Genomic DNA, 20,963 nt, shown 5'->3' on the forward strand with positions numbered 1-20,963 from the left:
AAAAACGCATCCTGGGCATGCTGCGAATTGGCAGAATCAAGCACCGTCATCCCGGACGCAGCGAAGCGGAGCTCCGGGATGACGCGGTGAGGTCGCCACCTAGGCGCAGCACGCTCTACTCAGTCAGGCTGACCCTGACGCTCTCGCCTTCCTCCGCAGTCGCGCGCTGGAGCGTCGCCTTGGCCTCGTCGACCTGGCGCTGGCGGTTCCAGAGCGCGGCGTAGACGCCGTCGGCCGCGAGCAACTCGCGGTGATGGCCGCGCTCGACGATCAGGCCCTTGTCGAGCACGATGATCTCGTCGGCGTTGATCACGGTCGAGAGCCGGTGGGCGATGACCAGCGTGGTGCGGCCCTGGCTGACCCGGTCGAGCGCGTCCTGGATCTCCTTCTCGGTGAAGGAATCGAGGGCCGAGGTGGCCTCGTCCAGCACCAGCACCGGCGGCCCCTTCAGGATGGTGCGGGCGATGGCGACGCGCTGCTTCTCGCCGCCAGAGAGCTTCAGGCCGCGTTCGCCGACCGAGGTGGCATAGCCCTCCGGCAGCGACTTGATGAAGCGATCGATCTGGGCGAGCCGCGCCGCTTCGGCGATCTCGGCCTGCGTCGCCTCGGGGCGACCGTAGCGGATGTTGTACTCGATCGTGTCGTTGAACAGCACCGTGTCCTGCGGGACCATGCCGATGGCCGAGCGCAGCGAGACCTGCTGGATCGTGGCGATGTCCTGCCCATCGATCAGGATGCGGCCCTTCTGCGGCTCGTAGAAGCGGAAGAGCAGGCGCGAGATCGTCGACTTGCCGGCGCCGGAAGGGCCGACGATGGCGATGGTCTTGCCCGGCGGCACGGTGAAGGAGATGCCCTTCAGGATCTGCCGCTCCGGGATATAGGCGAAGTGGACATCGTCGAAGCGGACCTCGCCGGCATCGACGCGCAGCGGCAGCGCGCCGGGATGGTCCTGGATCTCGGGATCGCGGCCGATCAGCGAGAACATCTGCTCGATGTCGAGCGTCGCCTGCTTGATCTCGCGATAGACGGTGCCCATGAAATTCAGCGGGATATAGAGCTGGATCAGCATGGCGTTGATCAGCACGAAGTCGCCGACCGTGTTGGTGCCGGCCTGGAAGCCGCGCACGCACATCACCATCGAGATGGTCAGGCCCGCGGCGAAGATCGCGGCCTGGCCGAAATTGAGCCAGGCGAGCGAGGTATAGGCCTTGACCGAGTTGCGCTCGTAGCGCGCCATCGAGACGTCGTAGCGCGCCGTCTCGCGCGCCTCGGCGCCGAAATACTTCACCGTCTCGTAGTTGAGCAGCGAGTCGATCGCCTTCGAATTGGCGTCGGTGTCGGATTCGTTCATCTCGGCGCGGATGGCGATGCGCCATTCCGTGGCCTTGATGGTGTAGGTCATGTAGCCGACGACCATGACCACCAGCACGACGACATAGCGCCAGTCGAACAGGTAGAGCAGCACGCTGATGATCAGCGTCACCTCGATGATCACGGGCACGAGCTGGTTGAGCCCGAGGCGGACCATCTCCTCGATGCCGTTGCGGCCGCGCTCCAATACGCGGGTCAGGCCGCCGGTCTTGCGCTCCAGGTGGAAGCGCAGCGAGAGCTGGTGCAGGTGGCCGAAGGTCTGGAGCGCGAGCGTGCGCACCGCATGCATGAAGACCGGCGCGAAGATCGCATCGCGCAACTGCACGAAGGCGGCCGAGCCGACGCGGGCGAGGCCGTAGATCACCGTCAGCACCAGCGGCGCGCCGACGAGGAAGGGCAGCCAATTGCCGAGCGTCGTCGGATTATGGGCGAGCGCGTCCGTCGCCCATTTGAACGTGAAGGGCACGCCCATCAGCACGAGCCGGCCGATGACCAGCAGCACGAAGGCCAACACCACGCGCTTGCGCAGATCGGCCCGCTCCGGCGGCCAGAGATAGGGCCAGAGCGCGCGGAAGGTCGCGATGAAGCCGGAGCCGGGCTGGAGCACGACGGAGCGCGCGAAGGTCGGCGCCGGTGACGGCGCGGCAGGCGGGGACATTTTCAAGCGATTCCAAGTTGGCCCCGCCCCTATAGACGCGTTCGCCCGCGAATGCATGGGCTTAAGTCGCGAGCGTCCCTTGCGGCGCTCGCAGGATCGTTACGCCTTGTTATCGTCGAAAGAGCAGTGTGAGATGGCAAAAGAGCGTTTCAAGCTCGCCATCGGGGACGAAACATCATGAAAATCCAGTCCGTTATTCTGGCCAGTTCGATCAGCGCCTGCGCGGTTCTGTCTCTCGCTACGCTGCCCGCGCTGGCGCAATCCGCCCGGCCGCCAGCGCAGGTCAAGATCACCAACGCCCGCACCGTGCCGCTGACCGCGCTTGAAATCACCACCTCCGGCGAGCAGCCGCGCCTCGTCGCCAAGCTTGCCAAGCCGCTGGCGCCGGGCAAGAGCGTCGCGCTCAAGCTCAACAAGCCGGCGGGCTGCAGCTACTACGTGCTCGGCACGTTCAGCGACGAGGTCCAGAGCGACAATGACGGCATCGACCTCTGCCGCGAGAAGACGTTGCGCCTGACGGAGTGACGCGTGTCATCCCGCACGCGCTGCGGCGCGAAGTGCCGCAGCGCGTGCGGGATGACCGCTAAGCCGTCGCGCCGGCCCGCACCAGCTTGTAGGTGATCGAGTCGACCAGCGCCTGGAACGAGGCGTCGATGATGTTGGGGCTGACGCCGACCGTGGTCCAGCGCGCGCCCGTCTCGTCGGCGGATTCGATCAGGACGCGCGTCACCGCGTCGGTGCCGCCCTGGAAGATGCGGACCTTGTAGTCCACCAGTCTGAGCCCCTCGATCAGCGACTGGTAGCGGCCGAGATCCTTGCGCAGGGCGGTATCGAGCGCGTTGACCGGGCCGTTGCCCTCGGCGGCGGAGATCAGCTCCTCCTCGCCGACCTTCACCTTCACCGTCGCCTCCGAGAAGGTGACGAGCTCGCCATTGGCGTTGTAGCGGCGCTCGACGCTGACCTTGAAGCGCTCGACCGCGAAATACTCCGGCACCTCGCGCATGATGCGCTTGGCGAGCAGGAAGAAGGAGGCGTCGGCGCCCTCGAAGGCATAGCCCTGCGCCTCCTTGTCCTTGACCTCCTCCAGCACCCGGCCGAGCCGGGGGTCGTCGCGGCCGAGCGTGACGCCGATGCGCTCCAGCTCGGCGACGAGGTTCGACTTGCCGCCTTGGTCGGAGATCAGCACCTTGCGGGTGTTGCCGGTGGCTTCCGGCGCGACATGCTCGTAGGTGCGCGGGTCCTTCAGCACGGCCGAGGCGTGGATGCCGGCCTTGGTGGCGAAGGCGGAGGAGCCGACGAAGGGCGCGTGCACGTTCGGCGCCCGGTTCAGCATCTCGTCGAGCGCGCGCGAGACATGGCTGAGCTCGCCGAGCTGGTTCTCGTCGACGCCGAGCGAGAAGCGCTCGCGATACTTGTCCTTGAGCTTCAGGGCGCCGATCAGCGTGACGAGATTGGCGTTGCCGCAGCGCTCGCCGAGGCCGTTCAGCGTACCCTGGATCTGGCGCACGCCGGATTCGACCGCAGCCAGCGAATTGGCGACGGCGCAGCCGCAATCGTCATGGGCGTGGATGCCGAGATACTCGCCCGGTACCGTCCTGGTCACCTCGGCGACGATGGCGCCGACCTCGTCCGGCAAGCTGCCGCCATTGGTGTCGCAGAGCACGACCCAGCGCGCGCCGGCCTCATAGGCCGTGCGGGCACAGGCGAGCGCGTAGTCGGGATTGGCCTTGTAGCCATCGAAGAAATGCTCGCAATCGAGCATGACCTCGCGCCCGGCCGCCTTCGCGGCCTCGACGCTCTCGCGGATGCCGATGAGGTTCTCCTCCAGCGAGATCTCGAGCGCGACACGAACATGATAGTCCGAGCTCTTGGCGACGAAGACGATCGCATCGGCCTTCGCCTCCAGCAGCGCGGCGATGCCGGGATCGTTGGCCGCCGAGCGCCCGGCACGCTTGGTCATGCCGAAGGCGGCGAACTTGGCGTTCCGCGTCGGCTTCTCCGCGAAGAAGGCGGTGTCGAGCGGGTTGGCGCCGGGATAGCCGCCTTCGACATAATCGATGCCGAGCTTGTCGAGCATCGCCGCGACCGCGCGCTTGTCGTCGAGCGAGAAGTCGACGCCCGTGGTCTGGGCGCCGTCGCGCAGCGTCGTGTCGAACAGGTGGACGCGGGCGGTCATCGCCGCGATCTCAGGCGATAGCGCAGCACCTTGGGCATGACCATGGCGAGCATGACGAGCTTCATGGCGATGGAGAGCGAACCGCGCTTGCGGATTTTTGCTTTTGGGGCGGTCATTCTTTTTCTTCTTTCAACAGGCTCGGCAGCCGTCGCAGATCGACGGGCGTTTCAGGGTCGATCTCACCGATCATGGCCGGCTTGAGATCGTAGATGTCGGCGATGGCTTCGAGGGCGGCGGGCGCATCGAGATTGACGCCCCAGGACGCGATCGTGCGGGCGAAGGCGCGGGTCGTCATCAGGGTGACGGGATAGTCGACTTCCAGAAATAAGTTCGGAACCTTGCGATCCTCGTAAAGCACGACTGCGGAGGAAGGCTCGTCCGGCCGCCAGAGATCAACGAACTCGCGCAGCGCCAGCTCGCCGGAGTTGCGCAGGCCTGACTTGAGGCGAGCGTCCTCCTCGGGCGTGCGGGTGCGCGCCTTGAGTGAGCGAATGCCTTCGCCGATCACCGTGGGTACGCGCAGCAGCGCCTCGCCCTCGCTTTCGATCCAGGCGCGGATTTCGGGCGCGAAGGGCTTGGTCGCGTCGCCGACCAGTTCGTCCTCGACGCGATCGACCAACACGATGCGGCGGTTGAGCCGGCCGAGCATGCTCAGTAGACCAGCCGCCGCCAGGCGCAGCAGCGGACCCGCGTCGGCAATGACGATCGGCTCGCGGGAGGCGGGGGTCATCATGGCGTTGTGCCCTTGTCCCGAGCGAGCGCGATGCAGGCGCCGACGAAATCAACGGCCTGCTTGACCGCCAATTCTGCTTCGGAGCGTTCGTGTACGCCCTCGCCATAGTCCGCAAACAGCCGAAGCTGCTCCTCCCGGCCAATCAACCTTCCGATTTCCAAAGGCATGAGGCGAGGCTTGACGATCTGAAGATTGAACAGCCGGATCAGGCCGGCATGCGTCTTCACGTCTCGGGTGTCGATTCCGGCAACAATCTCCAACACGCCGCGCGCAGCATCATAGCAAGCGTAGTAGGCACGATTGACCGCGCCATCGAGATCGCCAGTGCTCAGCAACAGCTCGGCCGAGCGCAAGGACTGCCCGGCCTTTTCGAGATGAGGCCTCATGCCCACATCTCCAACGGCTTCGCATCGCGCTTGGCCGCGACCAGCAAATCGGCAAACCGCCCGCCCGCGCCGCTCCACTCCCATTCCGCGGAGGTGAATGGCCAGGGTTGAATCATGACGCCGGCATCGGTCAGCGCCTCGAAGCCGAGGTCGACCAGGCGCATCTTCTCGTCCAGCGCGGTGCCCTGAAAAGAGGTCAGCACGACGGCAATGTCGGCATCGCTGTCAGGTCGATGGTCACGCCGCGCCCGGCTGCCAAAGAGATAAACGCCGGCCAGCCGGCTGCCGTATTCGGCGGCGAGCAGGTTAAAATAGTGGGCGAGCGCCTTCGCAACCTCCACGTCGCTGGGAGGCGCGAGCAGGGTCGAGACATCGCTCATCGCTTCACCTCCCAGGCAGTGGTCGGCTCGCCAGTTGCAGGATCCTTGCCGTCCTTGAGCGCGATGCCCATGGCGGCGAGTTCGTCACGGATGCGGTCAGATTCAGCGAAATTCTTGGCGCCGCGGGCTTCGAGGCGGGCGGCGATGAGGCCGTCAACCTTCTTGTCGAGCTCATCATCAACAGCAAGACGGAAGTGAAAAGCATCTTCCGTTGCTTTCCAGGCATGCCTCCGCAAGCCGAGAAAATCGGCGGTCGCCGCGAGCGATGAGGCAGCCCCCGGATTTCCCTGCTTGGCGTCCTTGGCAAGCTGGTGCAGCACGGTCAGCGTCTGTGACGTGTTCAGATCGTCCGAGAGCGCAGCGATGACGCCCGCTGAAATATTCGTCGGCGCGTCCTGAGGCGCATTCGGAATAAATCGGACAAGTTCGGCCCACCCTTGGATGGTTGCTTGCGCCTCCTCCAGCGCCTTCACCGTCCAATCGATCGGCTGGCGATAATGCGTCTTCAGCATCGCAAGGCGCAGCACTTCGCCGGGCCATGTCCGCCCGCCAAAGACCTCCGTCTCCAGCAACTCGTTGATCGTGACGAAGTTGCCGAGGCTCTTCGACATCTTCTCGCCTTCGACCTGCAGGAAGCCGTTATGCATCCAGTAGTTCGCCATGCGGCCGGCGCCGTCTGCGCCGCCGAAGGCGCAGCAGCTCTGGGCGATCTCGTTCTCGTGGTGCGGGAAGACGAGGTCGATGCCGCCGCCATGGATGTCGAAGACGTTCTTCGCCGGATCGTCGCATTGCAGCCCGCCGCCGAAGGGCTGTAGCAGCTTCGCCATCGACATGGCCGAGCACTCGATATGCCAGCCGGGGCGGCCAGGCGTCGCGATGCCGGCCGGCGACGGCCAGCCGGGATCGATGCCGTCGCGGCTCGGCTTCCACAGCACGAAATCCATCGCGTCGCGCTTATAGGGCGCGACGTCGACCCGGGCGCCGGCCATCATCTCGTCGAGCGAGCGACGGGCCAGCGAGCCGTATTTCGGCGCACCCTTCAGGTTTGCCACCGCCGGCACGTGGAAGAGCACGTGCTCCTCGGCGACATAGGCGATGCCACGGTCGATGAGGCGCTCGATGATCGCCTTCATCTCCTCGATATGGTCGGTGGCGCGCGGCTCCTCATTGGGGCGCAGGTTGCCCAGCGCATCGACATCGTTGTGGAACTGCGCCGTCGTCGTCTGCGTGACCCTGGCGATCGCCTGGTTCAACGGCAGGCCGGGAAAATCGCGCGCGGCCCGCGCGTTGATCTTGTCGTCGACGTCGGTGAGGTTGCGGGCATAGGTGACGTGCTTGGCGCCATAAATATGCCGGAGCAGCCGGTAGAGCACGTCGAAGACGATGACCGGGCGGGCGTTGCCGATGTGAGCGTAGTCATAGACCGTCGGGCCGCAGACATACATACGGACATGGGTGGGATCGATGGGGGCAAAAGCCTCCTTCGTCCGCGTCAGCGTGTTGTAGAGCCGTAATGTAGGCGACATCGGAACGGTCCTGGCGAAAAGGCGGCGACGAGCAAATCCTGGCCGCTGGCCGGGGCGCTGTTGTCGGTTCGTGAGGACGATGACGTGAGCAGCCGGCCAGCAAAAGCTAGCGGCAAATCAAGCAAATCCGGAAAATGGCCCGCGTCATGGAGAAACTGATTGCCTGTGCGCGGGCTTTGCGTCAAGAGGGCGCCCCGATTTGCTGCGGCGCACCATCGCAAAAGCGCCATTCATTCAAATTTAACCGGGCGGAACCATCGTCACGATTCGAAGGTTCTTCAACCTGTCCGGCCACCAGGAAATCACGAGAATGCGCCGCGCCATCGCTTTGATCGGCCTGTTCGGAATCATCGGCGCGGGCCTGTCGCTCGCCGTGCTGCCGCCAAGCAAGACGGTCGCCGCCCCGAACGCGAACCGCACCTTCCTGATCCCGGCCAGCGACGGCTATGGCGTGGCCGATTGCCTGTCCACGAAGGCATCCGAATGCGGCAAGATCGTCGCGGATGCCTGGTGCGAGTCGCAGGGCTTCGCCAAGTCGGTCGCCTTCGGCACCGCCGCGCGCGAGGATTTTACAGGCACCGTGACGAAGCAGGCCCAGGTCGATCCGGCAGAGCAGCCGCTGACGATCACCTGCGGCGAGTGATCTCGCCCCTCACCTTAGCCAGTCCGAGCATTTCGGCGTCTCGCCGTTTCCGCCCCAGGGCATGACCGGGACGGTCGAGGTCGAGTTCTGCGGCGAGCCGTCGATCAGCTTGTCGGAATAGACGAGATAGACCAGCACGTTGCGCTTGGCGTCGCAGCCACGCACGATCTGCATCTTCTTCCAGATCAGCGAGCGGCGCTCGCGGAAGACGACGTCGCCCTGCTCGAACTTCTCCTTGAACTTGATCGGGCCGATCTGGCGGCAGGCGAGCGAGATCTCCGAGACCTCCTCGGCAACGCCGAACATGCCGGAGACGCCGCCCTTCTCGGGCACGGTGTAATGGCAGGCGACGCCCTCGACCAGGGGGTCGTCGACGCCGTAGACGGCGAGCTTGTCGTCCGGGGTCAGCATCTTCCAGACGGTCGATTTCTTGAAGATCAGGTCCTCCTGCGCCGCAGCCGGCGTCGCCAGGCCGATGCAGGCCGCGACCGCCGCCAAGGCCAGGGCGCGAATGAAGTTGGTGTCATGGACGCGCATTCAGAGATCTCCCGACTTTTCCAGTCCGCCGCGGCCGGATATGGGCTCTCACGCCACGTCGCGCCAGAGCCAACGAGCCGGAGCCTAGCAAGATGCAGCCGACGATACAGCCGGTGCTGGAGACCGAGCGCCTGATTCTGCGACCGCGAACTGTGGCCGATCTGGAGCCCACCGCCGCGATGAATGCCGATCCGGAGGTGATGCGCTTCATCGCGCCGGTCGGAGACCCGATGATGGGGGTGGCGGGGCTGGCGGAGCGCAGCTTCAGCCATGTCGCGCAGGGGCTCGGCTACTGGAGCGTCGGCCGGCGCGACGGCAGCGACGATTTCCTCGGCTATGTCGGGCTGCTTCCCCAGCGGGACGGGCGCAGGGAGGTCGAACTGAGCTATCGCTTCGAACGGCGGCACTGGGGTCGGGGATATGCCTTCGAGGCCGTTCGGTCGCTGCTCGGCCATGCGTTCGGCGGGCTCGCCCTGCCGGAGATCGTGATCCTGACGCATCCGCTCAATGGTGCGTCGCTGCGGCTGGCCGCGCGGCTCGGCTTCGGCCGGGAGGTGGACAGGCCCTCCTGGATGATGGGCGATCCGCAATTCTCTTGCGCGTTCTGCCGCCTGACGCAGGCGGCCTGGACGGCCCGCTCAGCCGCAAGCGCCGGAGCCCGCTCCGACTAAGCGGCAACCTCTCCGCGTCATCCCGGACAAGCCGCGTTTGCGGCGCAGCTCCGGGATCCATCGTAGGGAACTGCGCTCTACGATGGATCCCGGAGCTCCGCTGCGCTCCGTCCGGGATGACGGCGCTTGATTCGGGTAGGTCACAGCCGCGAGCGCTAATTCTGCTTGAAGAAGGCGCCATAGGCTTCCAGCGTCGAGATGCGCTCGGCTATCAGCGAGGCGAGGCAATTCGGGTAATGCAGCGCCTGCCCTTCCCGGCCCCAATCGCCATTGGCGTAGAAGCGGCAGGATTTCTCCTTGAAGGCGATCCAGGCGCGCTGCTCTTCGAGGAGATCGGCCTTGGTCGCGTCAGGCAGCCCGTCGTTGATACGCTTCCAGACGGCGTTGAGCTTCTCGTCCTCGCGTTTCAGCCATTCCGAGCCGCAGGCGCCCCAGGCGGTATTGGTACCGTCGGAATCGTCGATGCATTTGTCGTAGATGTCGTCGGCTGCAGCGGGGCCGGCCGAGGCCAGAAGCAGGCCACCCAGCAAGATCAAGGCAGCCAAGCGCTTCACGGCTAGGCCGCTAACGGCCTGAAGACGAGATAGACCGCCGCGAGCGCGCCGACGATTCCGAGCGCGAAGAGCACGAGCTTGAACTGCGTGAACCTGCTGGCCGTGGCGACATCGCCGGCTTCGACCTTGGGGTATTTGTCAAGCAGCCTGGCGATGGCGAAATTCTCGACGAGATCGCAGAGCCCGCCGAGCAGCCAGCCACCGCCGCACAGCAGCGCTATCCACAAGGTGTAGCCGCGCATCGAGACGCCGGCGATGATGAGCGCGCCGACGATCGCGTAGACCAGCGCGAAGGCCATGTCGGCCGGCAGCACCTTGCTGCGATATTTCGCGCGGCGCTCGTCGCCATAGGCGGCGAAGAGCTTGTCGACATCGGCGGCGTTGAAGCCGTTCCAGTCGCTCTCCAGCATGCGCGCCACGCCCTGGCGGCTGGCCCAGAGGCCGGTGAGCCAGAAGAGCAGCATCACCAGGACCGGCCCCCAGACGAAGAAGGCGAGCGGGATCGTGGTGGAATAGAGCGGGACGGGCTCGATCATCTGCAGGAGGCTCCGGCGGCAGGCGGCGCCAGACTAGCTTGCCTCGCGCGTCAGAGCCAAGGCCTGACGCAGAATCTCCACATCGCCGACCTGATTGGCAGAGATCAGGACGAGCCCGGCGTCGAAGGCGGCGCCCTGCGCCTCGGGCGGAGAGGCCGGTCAGCGAATTGCCTCCGGCCCCTCGATCCCGAGCGCAGCCAGCTCCGCCTCGCGACGCGAGGCGTCGAAGACGAGGAAATACTCGTCGAGTTGCGGCGGCGGCACCCTGGTTCCGGCCAGCATCGCATGCGCCTGACCGCGATGGTGAATCTGGTGCTGGAAGAGGTGAGCCAGCAGATCGTCGACCCGCTCCGGCACCTTGCCTTCGTCGCCGCGGTCGGTCTCGACCAGACGCGGCAGCGACAGCTCACTCTGTGCATCGCAGAAGGTGACGAGGCGGCGGTCGGCGGCGAGTTGGGCACTTCGCAACGGCTCCGCCGCCAGCGGCACGAAGCTGTCGAAGATCGCCAAGCCGATGCCGCCCTCTTCGAGCATGTCGAGATAATAGAGGTCGACCGATAGGCTGTGGTTCAGCGTCTCGAAGAGCGAGGGGAAGAAACTGGTGCGCGCCGCCTTGAACTCGGCGTCGCTGAGCTCGGCGCAGGCGCGCAGCAGGCGGTCGTTGGACCAGGCGTTGTTGCGGGCCGCCTTGCGGACGTGAAGCGCCGCCGCCATCGCCCTACCCCCTTGAGCTCGGCCCACATCCGGCGGTCGCGCTCGTCGGTCCGGATGCGGGGATGCTCGAACCGCCGAGATCGGCGCCGGAGGGGAAGGCGGGCTTCTCAGTCGACATGGGGCAGCACGTCCTGCTCGATGGCGCCGAAGATCGAACGGCCCTCGGCATCCTTCATCTCGATGCGCACGGTATCGCCGAAACGCAGGAAGGGCGTGACGGGTCCACCGCTGCGAATGGTCTCGACCATGCGCTGCTCGGCGATGCAGGCATAGCCGAGCCCACCCTCAGCCACAGGCTTGCCCGGCCCGCCATCGGCGTCGCGGTTGGAGACCGTGCCGGAGCCGATGATCGTGCCGGCCGAGAGCGGGCGGGTGCTTGCGGCGTGGGCGATCAGCGTGCCGAAATCGAAGGTCATGTCGATGCCGGCATCGGGCCCACCGAAGGGCTGGCCGTTGAGCTGCGAGAGCACGGCGCCGCTGAGCCTGCCGCCCTGCCAAGAGGCCCCAAGCTCATCCGGCGTGACAGCGACCGGCGAGAAGGCCGACGAGGGCTTTGATTGAACGAAACCAAAGCCCTTCGGCAATTCCCTCGCAATCAGAGTCCGCAAGCTCACGTCGTTTGCGAGCATGACGAGGCGGATATGGGACAACGCCGCGTCGGCGCCCACGCCCATCGGCACGTCGCCGGTCACGACCGCGACCTCGGCCTCGAAGTCGATGCCGTCCTCCTCGTTCCGGGCGCGAATCGGCTGGCGCGGGCCGAGGGAGGAATCCGAGCCACCCTGGTACATCAGCGGGTCGGTCCAGAAGCCCTCGGGCATCTCGGCGCCGCGCGCCTGCCTGACGAGCGCGACGTGATTCACATAAGCGGAGGCATCGAGCCACTGGAAGGCGCGCGGCAGGGGCGAGGCGCAGTCATGCTCGTGGAAGCGGAAGGACGGCACCGAGCCATGCTCCAGGCCCTCGGCGAGGTCGGCAAGGCGTGGCGCGTGGCGCTCCCAATCGTCGAGCGCCGCCTGCAAGGTGGCGACGACGGGGAAGGCGTCGGTGGCGCGCGTCAGGTCCCTGGAGACCACGACAAGCCGGCCATCCCGACCATGCATGAGCGAAGCGAGTTTCATCTCTTTTCATTCCTCGTCGTACGCGTAACAAAGGCCGCAACAACCTTGCGGGAGGAGAGCATATGAAACGTCGCGACTTTCTGAAAACCGGCGCGCTCGCAGCGGCCGCGACGCCGGTCGCCATGCCGGCGATCGCGCAGTCGATGCCGGAGGTGAAATGGCGGTTGACCTCGAGCTTCCCCAAGTCGCTCGACACGATCTACGGCACCGCCCAGCAATTCGCGAAGTTCATGGCGGACGCGACCGACGGCAAGTTCCAGGTCCAGACCTTCTCGGCCGGCGAGATCGTGCCCGGCCTGCAAGCGCTCGACGCGGTGCAGAACGGCACGGTCGAATGCGCGCACACGCCGACCTATTTCTACATCGGCAAGGAGCCGGCGCTCGGGCTCGGCACCGGCATCCCCTTCGGCCTCAACGCCCGCCAGCAGCATAGCTGGTGGTATTTCGGCGGCGGCGAGGAGATCGTGAACGGCGCGCTCGCCAAGTTCAACGCCTACTCGATCCCCTGCGGCAATTCCGGCTGCCAGATGGGTGGCTTCTTCCGCAACGAGCTCAAGGGCGTCGACGACCTCAAGGGCCTGAAGTTCCGCATCGGCGGCATGGGCGGCTCGGTTCTGGCCAAGCTCGGCGTGGTGCCGACGCAAATCGCGGCCGGCGACGTCTACCCGGCGCTGGAGCGCGGCACGATCGACGCGGCCGAGTTCGTCGGCCCCTATGACGACGAGAAGCTCGGCTTCGTGCGCGTCGCCAAATACTACTATTATCCCGGCTGGTGGGAGGGCGGCGCCATGCTGCACCTCGTCATCGGCCAGGAGGCCTGGAACAAGCTGCCGAAGCACTACCAGGCCATCGTCTACCACGCCTGCGAGGCGGCCAATAACTGGATGCTGGCGAAATACGACGCCGTGAACCCGGGCGGACTGCGCCGGCTGGTGCAGCAGGGCGCGCAGCTCAAGGCCTTCCCGCTGCCGATCATGGAAGCGGCGCTGAAGGCAGCCGACGAGTACTACGCCGAGACCTCGGCCAAGAGCGAAGCCTTCAAGAAGGGCTATGAGTCGATGGTCGCGTTCCGTGGCGAGAACCTGCTCTGGTGGCAGGTGGCGGAGCTCTCCTACGACTCGTTCATGAACCGGCTGCGCTCGCGCTGAGGCGCGGCCCGTCACATCAGGCGGCGCCGGGTCAGACAAACCTGATCCGGCGCGGGCCGCGGCTCGCCAGCCCCTCGGCGAGGTGAGCGCACATCGTCTTGGGCCGCTCGTCGAGCAGGCTGTCGGCGATGCGGGCAGCCTTGCGGCGGCGCTTAACGATGCTGCGCGCGATCTCGCGCTCGGCCCCCTCGCGGCGCTTGGCCGGCACCGCGTCAGACAGATGCTCGCGCGCCATGTCGAGATCGACCACCGTGCCGAGATGGGAGCGCAGGCGCTCGGCCGCGCCTTCCTGCGGCTCGAGCTTCGCCGGATCGGCCGGCTTGAAGAAGCTGAGCTGGTAGCCGAGGTCGATCACCGCCGTGCGCCAGGCGTGCAGGCGCTTCAGCCCCATTTCCGTGACATCGTGGCGGGCGCGGCGGCGGGCCTTGCGATAGGTGCGCTTGAAGGCCGCCAGCAGGAAGCCGCCGCCTTCCGACGCCACCGACCAGCGCTCCATCTCGGCCGAGAGCTGGTCCAGCGTGGCACGGACGGCGGCGAGCTCCTCGCGCGGCACGGGGGCGGCCGGCGGCGACGCCTCGGCCGCGTTCACGCGTCCGGGCAGAACCTCCTCCAGCGTCTTGGCGACGACCGTGGCGTCGCGGGCCTCGCCGAAATTCTGGCGCAGCAGCTTGATCTCGCCGCGCAGCGCCCTTGCCTCCCCGGCCAGCGCGGCCGGCGCCAGCTTCAGCAGCGAGCGCCAGGCCTTCATCAGGCGGCGGAAATCATGGATGCGCTTTTCGGGGCTGCGCTCCGTGCGATCAAGCAGGCGCGAAGCCCGCGACGGCACCTCGCGGCAGGTGCGCAGCCAGTGCCTGGCCCAGCGCCGCAGCATCGCCGTGCCGTCCGGAGCAGCGTGCTCGCGCTCGGGACGGCGGGCCGAACGGGGCGCGCGCAGGATGGTCCGGGCCGGCGTCGATGGGGCTTTCGTCCGCGGCACGCGCGCTCTCTCCCGATCAGGCTCACGCCCCAGTCAAAGCCAGCCGGCGAAAAACCGCAAGCCGCAGGACGCCTACCAGGCCTCGCGCCTGGTCGGGTCGAAGCGCTTCTTCAGCCCATCCCAGCAGGCGCTGTAGTCAGGCTGGAGCGCGGGCGAGCCTGCCGCATAGCCGGTGACGCGCTGCGCGAACCGCGTCTCGAACATGAAGGCCATGGTGCCGGTCAGCTTGACCGGCTTGAGCTCGACGGTGCTGGCGTGATCATAGGCCTGCGCATCCGGGCCGTGCGGCAGCATCATGTTGTGCAGGCTGAAGCCGCCGGGCGTAAAGCCCTCCGGCTTGGCGTCGTAGACGCCGTAGATCAGGCCCATGAACTCCGACATGATGTTGCGATGATACCAGGGCGGCCGGAACGTGTTCTCGGCCACGGCCCAGCGCTCGGGGAAGATCACGAAATCGATATTGGCGGTGCCGGCCGTCTCGGACGGGGCGGTCAGCACCGTGAAGATCGACGGGTCGGGATGATCGAACGAGATCGCGCCGACCGGCGAATAATGGCGCAGGTCGTATTTGTAGGGCGCGTAGTTGCCGTGCCAGGCGACGACGTCGAGCGGCGACTGGCCGATTTCAGTGGAGTAGAGCTCGCCGCCCCATTTGGCGTAGAGGATCGACGGCGTCTGGTCGTCCTCGTAGGCTGCGACCGGCGTGAGGAAATCGCGCGGATTGGCCAGGCAGTTGGCGCCGATCGGCCCGCGATCCGGCAGGGTGAAGCTGCCGCCATAGTTTTCGCAGACATAGGCACGAGCCGGGCCGTCGATCAGCTCGCAGCGGAAGACGACGCCGCGCGGGATGACGCAGATCTCGCCGGGCTCGATCTCGATGATGCCGAACTCGGTGAAGAAGCGCAGTTTCCCCTCCTGCGCCACGACGAGATACTCGCCATCGGCGCAGAAGACGTATTCATGCTCCATCGAGGCGGTGACGAAGAGCATGTGGGCGGCCATGCCGGCCTGCGTGTCGGCATCGCCGGCGGTGGTCAGCGTGCGCAGGCCGGTGACGAAGGTCAGCTTCTCGGATGGAACCGGGATCGGGCTCCAGCGCAGCTGGCCGATCGGCATGTCGGCCTCGTCGCGGCAGGGCGCGGTGCGGATCAGCCCCTTGTCGGCCTTCTGCCAACGCCCGCCATGCTTGACGCTCGGCCTGATGCGATAGAGCCAGGAGCGCTCGTTGGTGGAGCGCGGCGCGGTGAAGGGCGAGCCGGAGAGCTGCTCCGCATAGAGCCCATAGGCCGGCTTCTGCGGCGAGTTGCGGCCGACCGGCAAGGCGCCCGGCAGCGCCTCGGTCTCGAAACTGTTGCCGAAACCGGACATGTAGTCCCGGCCGGAGGCGGATTGGCGCAAGGGAGCGGTGTGAATCTGCGGCTGCACGTTCATCGGCATTCTCCTCAAGCGGCCTGGCTCAGTCGTCTCGGGCTTTGACAAGCGCAGCGGTTCCGGAACAATCGGACGGCGCTTGACGATCAGCGCAATTAGTTGCAAGTGAAACTAATGTCAACGAAGCTGCCCGCCACCCAAGACCTGCTGCACCAGAATTCTTTGCGCCAGGATTCTTTGCGCCAAGACCCTCCGCGCCAGGACCCTCCGCGCCAAGACCTGCTGCACCTCGAACAGTTCCTGCCCTACCGCCTCAATGTCGTCGGCTCCTTCGCCAGCCGGGCGCTCGGACGCATCTATAACGAGCGCTTCGGCATCGGCATCCCGGAATGGCGCGTCATCGCGCAGCTCGGCGAGTTCGGCCGCCTGACCTCGCGCGACATCGGCGAACTCTCGCAGATGCACAAGACCAAGGTATCACGGGCCGTCACCGAGTTGGAGGCGCGCGGCTTCGTCACGCGCAGCGAGAACCGGCAGGACCGGCGCGAATCCTTCGTGGCGCTGACCGCGCCGGGCGCGCGGATCTATGCCGAGATCGTGCCGCTGGCGCTCGCCTTCCAGGCGCGCTGGACGGAAGGGCTGGCGCCGGAGGAGCTGCGCGTGTTCGAGCGCGTGCTCTCGATCCTGACCGAGCGCGGCCGCCACCTCGCCGGAACCTATCACGAAAACGAGCGCTAGCGCGCGTTCCGTTCGGCTGGAAACCAGCCGAGCGACAAGAATTCGCGCCAGCTCAATATCTTGAGCATGGTCTCGTCGCAAAAGTCGGAACCACTTTGCGGAACAGGCTCCAATTGCCCGGCCCCGGCAAATGTGCCATGCGGGTGCCGCTACGGCCGGTGCCCGAATCTGCGCGGAGCCGTCGCAGGAGCCGTCCTTAGTTCCGTCGCGTTTGGCGGTTGGTGTTGCAGCGGAACGGTCCCCCGGCCTCGGGCGGATCGAACATGCAGGTGATGTGGCCCGATCGGCGATGATGGCTTTGAGACTTCCCCGACGCCTTGGCACCATGCTCCTCGCCTTCGCTGCGATGAGCGGCGCCGCCTTCGCGCAATCGCCGGCCTGCAATGCCTGGCGTTCCGAACTCGCCGGCCTGCAGGGCCAGCGCAGCGGCGACCCGCGTTCGGCGCAGCAGGCCCAGCGCGTCGGCGCGCAGCTTTCGCAGCTCGCCGGCCAGTTCCGCTCGATGGGCTGCGAGCGCGGCGGCTTCCTGTTCTTCGGCGAGCAGCCGCCGGCGCAATGCGGCGGCATCCGCGCCCAGATGAACCAGCTCCAGGCGCAGTATCAGGCCTTGCAGCGCCAGGCCCAGGGCGGCGGCGTGGAGCAGCGCCGAGCCCAGCTTGCAGCCGCAATCGAGAATAACTGCCGGGCCGAGCCGCAGCGGCGCGGCTTCTTCGAGACGATCTTCGGCACCGAGCCGCGCCGGCCGCCCGAGGTCGATTCGACCTTGCCCGAGCTCGACCCCGATCAGCAACAGCAGCCCACCGAGGAAAAGGCGCGCATGGGCGGGCCCTATACGGTCTGCGTCCGCACCTGTGACGGCTTCTTCTTCCCGCTCGCCAACAGCCCCGGCGGCAGCGGCGGCCAGGACGAGATGTGCCAGGCTCTCTGCCCCGGCGTCGAGACCAGCGCCTTCGGCATGTCGAGCGGCGGCGACATCCAGAACGCGGTCCAGCGCTCGACCGGCACGCCGTATTCCTCGCTGCCGAACGCCGGCAAATACACCCGCAGCTTCGACGCCGCCTGCACCTGCAAGACGCAAGGGCAAAGCTGGGTGCAGGTGCTGCGCAACGCCGAGGACCTGCTCGACAAGCGCAAGGGCGACATCATCGTCACCGAGCAGCGCTCGCTCGAAATGTCGCGGCCGAAGGCCGATCCGAAGGCCGACGCGAGGCGCAAGGGCCAGGCTCCCGCGCCGGTTCCGACGTCAGTCGCGGCCGACCCGAGCGATGAGCCCATGCCCTCGCTGAACTCGCCGACCTCCGGCACCGAATCCGCCGGCATGGGCCCGCAGGCGGTCGAGCCCGACAAGACGCTGCAGCAGGGCGACGGCCTCAAGAAAGAGACCAAGAGCGTGACCGGCGAGCGCCGCACCGTCCGGATCGTGGCACCGAACCTCGCCCCCAACCTCGCTCCGACGACCGCCAGGCCCTGAGCGGGCGCTTGCACACTCAGCCCTCATCCTGGGGAGCCGCGCAGCGGCGTCTCGAAGGATGATCCATAGCGCGCTGGAGCATCCTGCGAGACGCGGACTTCGTCCGCTCCTCAGGATGAGGGCTGTGGGTCCGACAGCTCCCGAAGATTAGCCGAAAGCGCCACTCCAGCAGTTCGGCCATGCATATTTGGTGCGCCCGCCCCGCTTCATGCTTCCTCGAAAGCGTAGGGCGCATGGCCTAGATGTTTCCTATAATCGGCCCGCCCCGCCGCCAGATTCGATCGCCCGCGATCCAATCCTCTGACGACGCCGCACGGCCCTAGCGGGAGGCATCGCCATGTCAGAAACGTCGCTGAACACGAACCAGCCCATCGATGTCGCCGATGCCGCCCGCCGGCTGAAGGCGATCTTCATCGGCTCGGTCGGCAATCTGGTCGAGTGGTACGATTTCTACGCCTACACCGCCTTCGCACTCTATTTCGCACCGCATTTCTTCCCCTCCACCGATCCGGTGGTGCAGCAGCTCAACGCCGCCACGCTGTTTGCGGCCGGCTTCATCGTGCGCCCGCTCGGCGGCTGGCTCTTCGGCCATCTCGCCGACCGCTATGGCCGGCGGCTGTCCTTGACCGTCTCGGTGGTGATGATGTGCTTCGGCTCGCTGATCATCGCGGTGACGCCGACCTATGCCTCGATCGGCTTCGCCGCGCCTGCGCTCCTGGCGCTGGCGCGCATCATCGAGGGCCTCAGCCTCGGCGGCGAATATGGCGCCAGCGCCACCTATCTCAGCGAGATCGCCGACCCGAACCATCGAGGCTTCTATTCGAGCTTCCAGTACGTGACGCTGATCGGCGGCCAGCTCACCGCCATCCTGGTGCTGCTCCTGCTCCAGAACGTCTTCCTGACCCATGAGCAGCTGGTCGAATGGGGCTGGCGCATTCCCTTCGTGATCGGCGCCATGCTCGCGATCACCGCGATGTTCATGCGCCGCCACATGCAGGAGACGGATTCCTTCGTCGAGGCCAGCAAGTCCGGCAAGAAGCGGGAAAGCTCGCTGCGCGGCCTGCTGAAATACCCGCGCGAGGTCGCGATCGTGGTCGGCCTGACGGCCGGCGGCACGGCCGCCTTCTACACCTTCACCACCTACATGCAGACCTTCGTCAAGCAGACGGTCGGCCTCTCCGACATCACGACGACCTATGTCATCGCCGGCTCGCTGATCTTCGCCTCGATCCTGCAGCCGATCTATGGCTGGATCTCGGATCGGATCGGCCGCAAGCCGCTGCTGATCTTCTTCGGCGTCGCCGGCACGCTCCTGACCGTGCCGATCCTGTCGGCGCTGGCGCAGACGAAATCGCCCTGGATCGCCTTCCTGCTGATCTCCGGCGCCTGGGTCTTCGTGGCCGGCTACACCTCGATCAACGCCGTCGTGAAGGCCGAGCTGTTCCCGACCGCGATCCGCGCCACCGGCGTCGCCGTGCCCTATGCGGTGACGGTCTCGATCTTCGGCGGGACGGCGCCGGCGATCGCGCTGTTCTTCAAGCAGCAGGGCCATGAGGAATGGTTCTACTACTACCTCGCCGGCGTGATCTTCATCTCGCTGCTGGTCTATTCGACCATGCGCGACACCAAGCACGAATCGGCGATGCACCGGCACGAGTGAGGGAGCAGCGAACCCCCACGGCTGAGCGAGCAGCAACGCCGTCGAATAAATCGCGCCGTCATCCCGGACGGAGCGAAGCGGAGCTCCGGGATCCATCGTAAGGCTCCGGCGACCTACGATGGATCCCGGAGCTGCGCCGCAAACGCGGCTTGTCCGGGATGACGGCGGAGGGTGTTGGTCGCGGAAAGGCCCGTTCAGGCGCTCTCGCCTGCAAGCCGCCTTAGCGCCTTCTCCCGCCCGATCAGCGGCAGCAGCGCGGCCAGCTCCGGCCCGTGCTCCTGGCCAGTCAGGGCGAGGCGCAGCGGCATGAACAGCGCCTTGCCCTTGGTGCCGGTGGCGGCGCCGACTGCCTGCGTCCAGCTCTTCCAAGTGGCACTGTCGAAAGGCTCTGCCGGGAGCAGCGAGGCGGCCGTTGCGGCGAAGGCCGCATCTGCGACGGCCGGCGTCAGCGGCCCCTGCACGACCTGCCACCAATCCTTCGCCTCAGCCAGCTTGGCGAGGTTGCCGCGCACGGCGAGCCAGAGCGGCTCGCCGCCATCGATGCCGAGAGCCTGCAACCGCTCCGCCACGGCCTCATAAGGCAACTGGTGCAAGGTGCGGGCGCTCAGCGCCTCCAGCTCGTGCTCATCGAACTTGGCCGGCGCGCGCGAGACATGGGCGAGCTCGACGAGGTTCGCCAGCTCATCGAGGCTGGAGACCGGCCGGACCGCATCCGACGAGCCGACCAGCACCGCCAGCGCCGCGACGGCCAGCGCCTCCACGCCGGTCTCGCGCAGGCCGCGCAGCGAAAGATGGCCGAGGCGCTTGGAGAGCCCCTCGCCGCTCGCCGTGGTCAGCAGGTTGTGGTGGCCGAAGGTCGGGATCGCCGCACCCAGCGCCTCGAATATCTGGATCTGCACAGCCGTGTTGGTGACATGGTCCTCGCCGCGGATGACATGGGTCACGCCCAGCTCGGCATCGTCGACGACCGAAGGCAGCGTGTAGAGATAGCTGCCATCCTCGCGCACGAGCACGGGGTCAGAGAGCGACGCGCAATCGACATGCGAGGCGCCGCGCACAAGATCGTCCCAGGCTACCTCGCGGGCTTCAAGCAGGAAGCGCCAGTGCGGCTTGCGGCCTTCCGCCTCCAGGGCCACACGCTCCTCCGCCGTCAGCTTCAGCGCGGCGCGGTCGTAGACCGGCGGCAGGCCGCGGGCGAGCTGGCGCTTGCGGCGGCGGTCGAGCTCGTCGGCGGTCTCGTAGCAGGGGTAGAGCCGGCCGGCCGCGCGCAGCTTCTCGGCCGCGGCATCGTAGATCGCGAGGCGCTCGGACTGCCTGATGACGAGGTCCGGCACGATGCCGAGCCAGGCGAGGTCCACGGGGATCGCCTCGGCGAATTCCGACTTCGAGCGCGCAACGTCGGTATCGTCATAGCGCAGCAGGAAGCGCCCCGCATGCCGGCGCGCGAACAGCCAGTTGAACAGCGCGGGGCGCGCATTGCCGATATGGAGATAGCCGGTCGGCGATGGTGCGAAACGAACGAGCGGTGTGGTCATGGGCTGGGCTTATGGCGCGTTTGAGCGGGAAGGACAATTCTGCTGTTCAGAACCTATC

The 20,963-nt window shown here is 66.6% G+C and carries 21 protein-coding genes and 1 pseudogene; 7 read left to right on the top strand and 15 right to left on the bottom strand.

Going from position 1 to position 20,963, the window contains the following annotated elements:
* Positions 1–115: 115 nt before the first annotated feature.
* A complete protein-coding gene (locus DWF00_RS05605) occupies positions 116–2,029 on the bottom strand; it encodes an ABCB family ABC transporter ATP-binding protein/permease (protein ID WP_114830455.1) in 1,914 nt (637 codons plus the stop codon).
* Positions 2,030–2,206: 177 nt separating this feature from the next.
* Between DWF00_RS05605 and DWF00_RS05610 the strand changes: the two genes are divergently transcribed.
* Positions 2,207–2,554, top strand: a complete 348-nt coding sequence (locus DWF00_RS05610) for a hypothetical protein (protein ID WP_114830456.1) — start codon at positions 2,207–2,209, stop codon at positions 2,552–2,554.
* Between the two features lie 58 nt (positions 2,555–2,612).
* Here DWF00_RS05610 and cimA read toward each other — a convergent pair whose 3' ends face one another.
* The 5 genes from cimA to cysS form a co-directional block, all read right to left on the bottom strand.
* Positions 2,613–4,205, bottom strand: a complete 1,593-nt coding sequence (gene cimA, locus DWF00_RS05615; RefSeq protein ID WP_114830457.1) for a citramalate synthase — start codon at positions 4,203–4,205, stop codon at positions 2,613–2,615.
* Between the two features lie 112 nt (positions 4,206–4,317).
* Complete coding sequence (locus tag DWF00_RS05620; RefSeq protein WP_114830458.1) at positions 4,318–4,938, bottom strand: hypothetical protein; 621 nt, start codon at positions 4,936–4,938, stop codon at positions 4,318–4,320.
* Entirely contained in the window at positions 4,935–5,324 is a 390-nt protein-coding gene (locus DWF00_RS05625) for a HEPN domain-containing protein (RefSeq protein WP_181832744.1), read from the bottom strand. Before DWF00_RS05625 ends, DWF00_RS05620 begins: the two co-directional genes overlap by 4 nt.
* Positions 5,321–5,704 (bottom strand): nucleotidyltransferase domain-containing protein, encoded by a 384-nt coding sequence (locus DWF00_RS05630; protein WP_114830460.1) that lies wholly within the window; start codon positions 5,702–5,704, stop codon positions 5,321–5,323. Before DWF00_RS05630 ends, DWF00_RS05625 begins: the two co-directional genes overlap by 4 nt.
* Positions 5,701–7,230, bottom strand: a complete 1,530-nt coding sequence (gene cysS / locus DWF00_RS05635; protein WP_114830461.1) for a cysteine--tRNA ligase — start codon at positions 7,228–7,230, stop codon at positions 5,701–5,703. The genes DWF00_RS05630 and cysS overlap by 4 nt, the downstream gene beginning before the upstream one ends.
* 310 nt (positions 7,231–7,540) lie before the next feature.
* On the opposite strand from cysS, the gene DWF00_RS05640 reads away from it, so the two are divergent.
* Positions 7,541–7,873, top strand: a complete 333-nt coding sequence (locus DWF00_RS05640) for a hypothetical protein (protein WP_114830462.1) — start codon at positions 7,541–7,543, stop codon at positions 7,871–7,873.
* Between the two features lie 9 nt (positions 7,874–7,882).
* Here DWF00_RS05640 and DWF00_RS05645 read toward each other — a convergent pair whose 3' ends face one another.
* Entirely contained in the window at positions 7,883–8,410 is a 528-nt protein-coding gene (locus tag DWF00_RS05645) for a CreA family protein (RefSeq protein WP_114830463.1), read from the bottom strand.
* Between the two features lie 92 nt (positions 8,411–8,502).
* Here DWF00_RS05645 and DWF00_RS05650 point away from each other — a divergent pair, with 92 nt between their 5' ends.
* Positions 8,503–9,081: a GNAT family N-acetyltransferase gene (locus DWF00_RS05650; RefSeq protein ID WP_114830464.1), complete on the top strand. Its 579-nt coding sequence runs from the start codon at positions 8,503–8,505 to the stop codon at positions 9,079–9,081.
* Positions 9,082–9,236: 155 nt separating this feature from the next.
* On the opposite strand, the gene DWF00_RS05655 is transcribed toward DWF00_RS05650, so the two are convergent.
* The 5 genes and pseudogenes from DWF00_RS05655 to DWF00_RS05675 form a co-directional block, all read right to left on the bottom strand.
* Complete coding sequence (locus DWF00_RS05655) at positions 9,237–9,626, bottom strand: lysozyme inhibitor LprI family protein (protein WP_245973761.1); 390 nt, start codon at positions 9,624–9,626, stop codon at positions 9,237–9,239.
* A gap of 11 nt (positions 9,627–9,637) precedes the next feature.
* Positions 9,638–10,171, bottom strand: a complete 534-nt coding sequence (locus DWF00_RS05660; protein WP_114830465.1) for a hypothetical protein — start codon at positions 10,169–10,171, stop codon at positions 9,638–9,640.
* A gap of 33 nt (positions 10,172–10,204) precedes the next feature.
* Positions 10,205–10,303, bottom strand: a pseudogene (locus tag DWF00_RS30085) (DUF2783 domain-containing protein); the annotation flags it as partial.
* A 27-nt stretch (positions 10,304–10,330) separates the two neighbouring features.
* Positions 10,331–10,885 (bottom strand): DinB family protein, encoded by a 555-nt coding sequence (locus DWF00_RS05670; protein WP_114830466.1) that lies wholly within the window; start codon positions 10,883–10,885, stop codon positions 10,331–10,333.
* 107 nt (positions 10,886–10,992) lie between these two features.
* Positions 10,993–12,006: a fumarylacetoacetate hydrolase family protein gene (locus DWF00_RS05675; protein ID WP_114830467.1), complete on the bottom strand. Its 1,014-nt coding sequence runs from the start codon at positions 12,004–12,006 to the stop codon at positions 10,993–10,995.
* Positions 12,007–12,068: 62 nt separating this feature from the next.
* Between DWF00_RS05675 and DWF00_RS05680 the strand changes: the two genes are divergently transcribed.
* Positions 12,069–13,154: a TRAP transporter substrate-binding protein gene (locus DWF00_RS05680; RefSeq protein WP_114830468.1), complete on the top strand. Its 1,086-nt coding sequence runs from the start codon at positions 12,069–12,071 to the stop codon at positions 13,152–13,154.
* A 31-nt stretch (positions 13,155–13,185) separates the two neighbouring features.
* Here the strand turns inward: DWF00_RS05680 and DWF00_RS05685 are convergent, their stop codons facing one another.
* Together DWF00_RS05685 and hmgA are read right to left on the bottom strand one after the other, a co-directional pair.
* Positions 13,186–14,130 (bottom strand): CHAD domain-containing protein, encoded by a 945-nt coding sequence (locus DWF00_RS05685; protein ID WP_147283731.1) that lies wholly within the window; start codon positions 14,128–14,130, stop codon positions 13,186–13,188.
* Between the two features lie 72 nt (positions 14,131–14,202).
* On the bottom strand, positions 14,203–15,561 hold the full coding sequence (hmgA, locus tag DWF00_RS05690) for a homogentisate 1,2-dioxygenase (protein WP_342769082.1): 1,359 nt from the start codon (positions 15,559–15,561) through the stop codon (positions 14,203–14,205).
* A 114-nt stretch (positions 15,562–15,675) separates the two neighbouring features.
* Here hmgA and DWF00_RS05695 point away from each other — a divergent pair, with 114 nt between their 5' ends.
* The 3 genes from DWF00_RS05695 (at position 15,676) to DWF00_RS05705 (ending at position 19,370) form a co-directional block, all read left to right on the top strand.
* Complete coding sequence (locus DWF00_RS05695; RefSeq protein ID WP_114830471.1) at positions 15,676–16,239, top strand: MarR family winged helix-turn-helix transcriptional regulator; 564 nt, start codon at positions 15,676–15,678, stop codon at positions 16,237–16,239.
* Positions 16,240–16,564: 325 nt separating this feature from the next.
* The gene (locus tag DWF00_RS05700) at positions 16,565–17,710 is read left to right on the top strand and encodes a DUF2865 domain-containing protein (RefSeq protein WP_181832745.1); all 1,146 of its coding nucleotides are present in this window, start codon (positions 16,565–16,567) and stop codon (positions 17,708–17,710) included.
* A 337-nt stretch (positions 17,711–18,047) separates the two neighbouring features.
* Positions 18,048–19,370 carry an MFS transporter gene (locus DWF00_RS05705; RefSeq protein WP_114830473.1) on the top strand — a complete coding sequence of 441 codons (1,323 nt, stop codon included), beginning with the start codon at positions 18,048–18,050 and terminating at the stop codon, positions 19,368–19,370.
* Positions 19,371–19,564: 194 nt separating this feature from the next.
* On the opposite strand, the gene gltX is transcribed toward DWF00_RS05705, so the two are convergent.
* A complete protein-coding gene (gene gltX, locus DWF00_RS05710; RefSeq protein ID WP_114830474.1) occupies positions 19,565–20,905 on the bottom strand; it encodes a glutamate--tRNA ligase in 1,341 nt (446 codons plus the stop codon).
* Between the last annotated feature and the right edge of the window lie 58 nt (positions 20,906–20,963).

This window comes from Allobosea caraganae, from assembly GCF_003351345.1.
In the GTDB taxonomy this organism is placed as follows: Bacteria; Pseudomonadota; Alphaproteobacteria; order Rhizobiales; family Beijerinckiaceae; genus Allobosea; species Allobosea caraganae.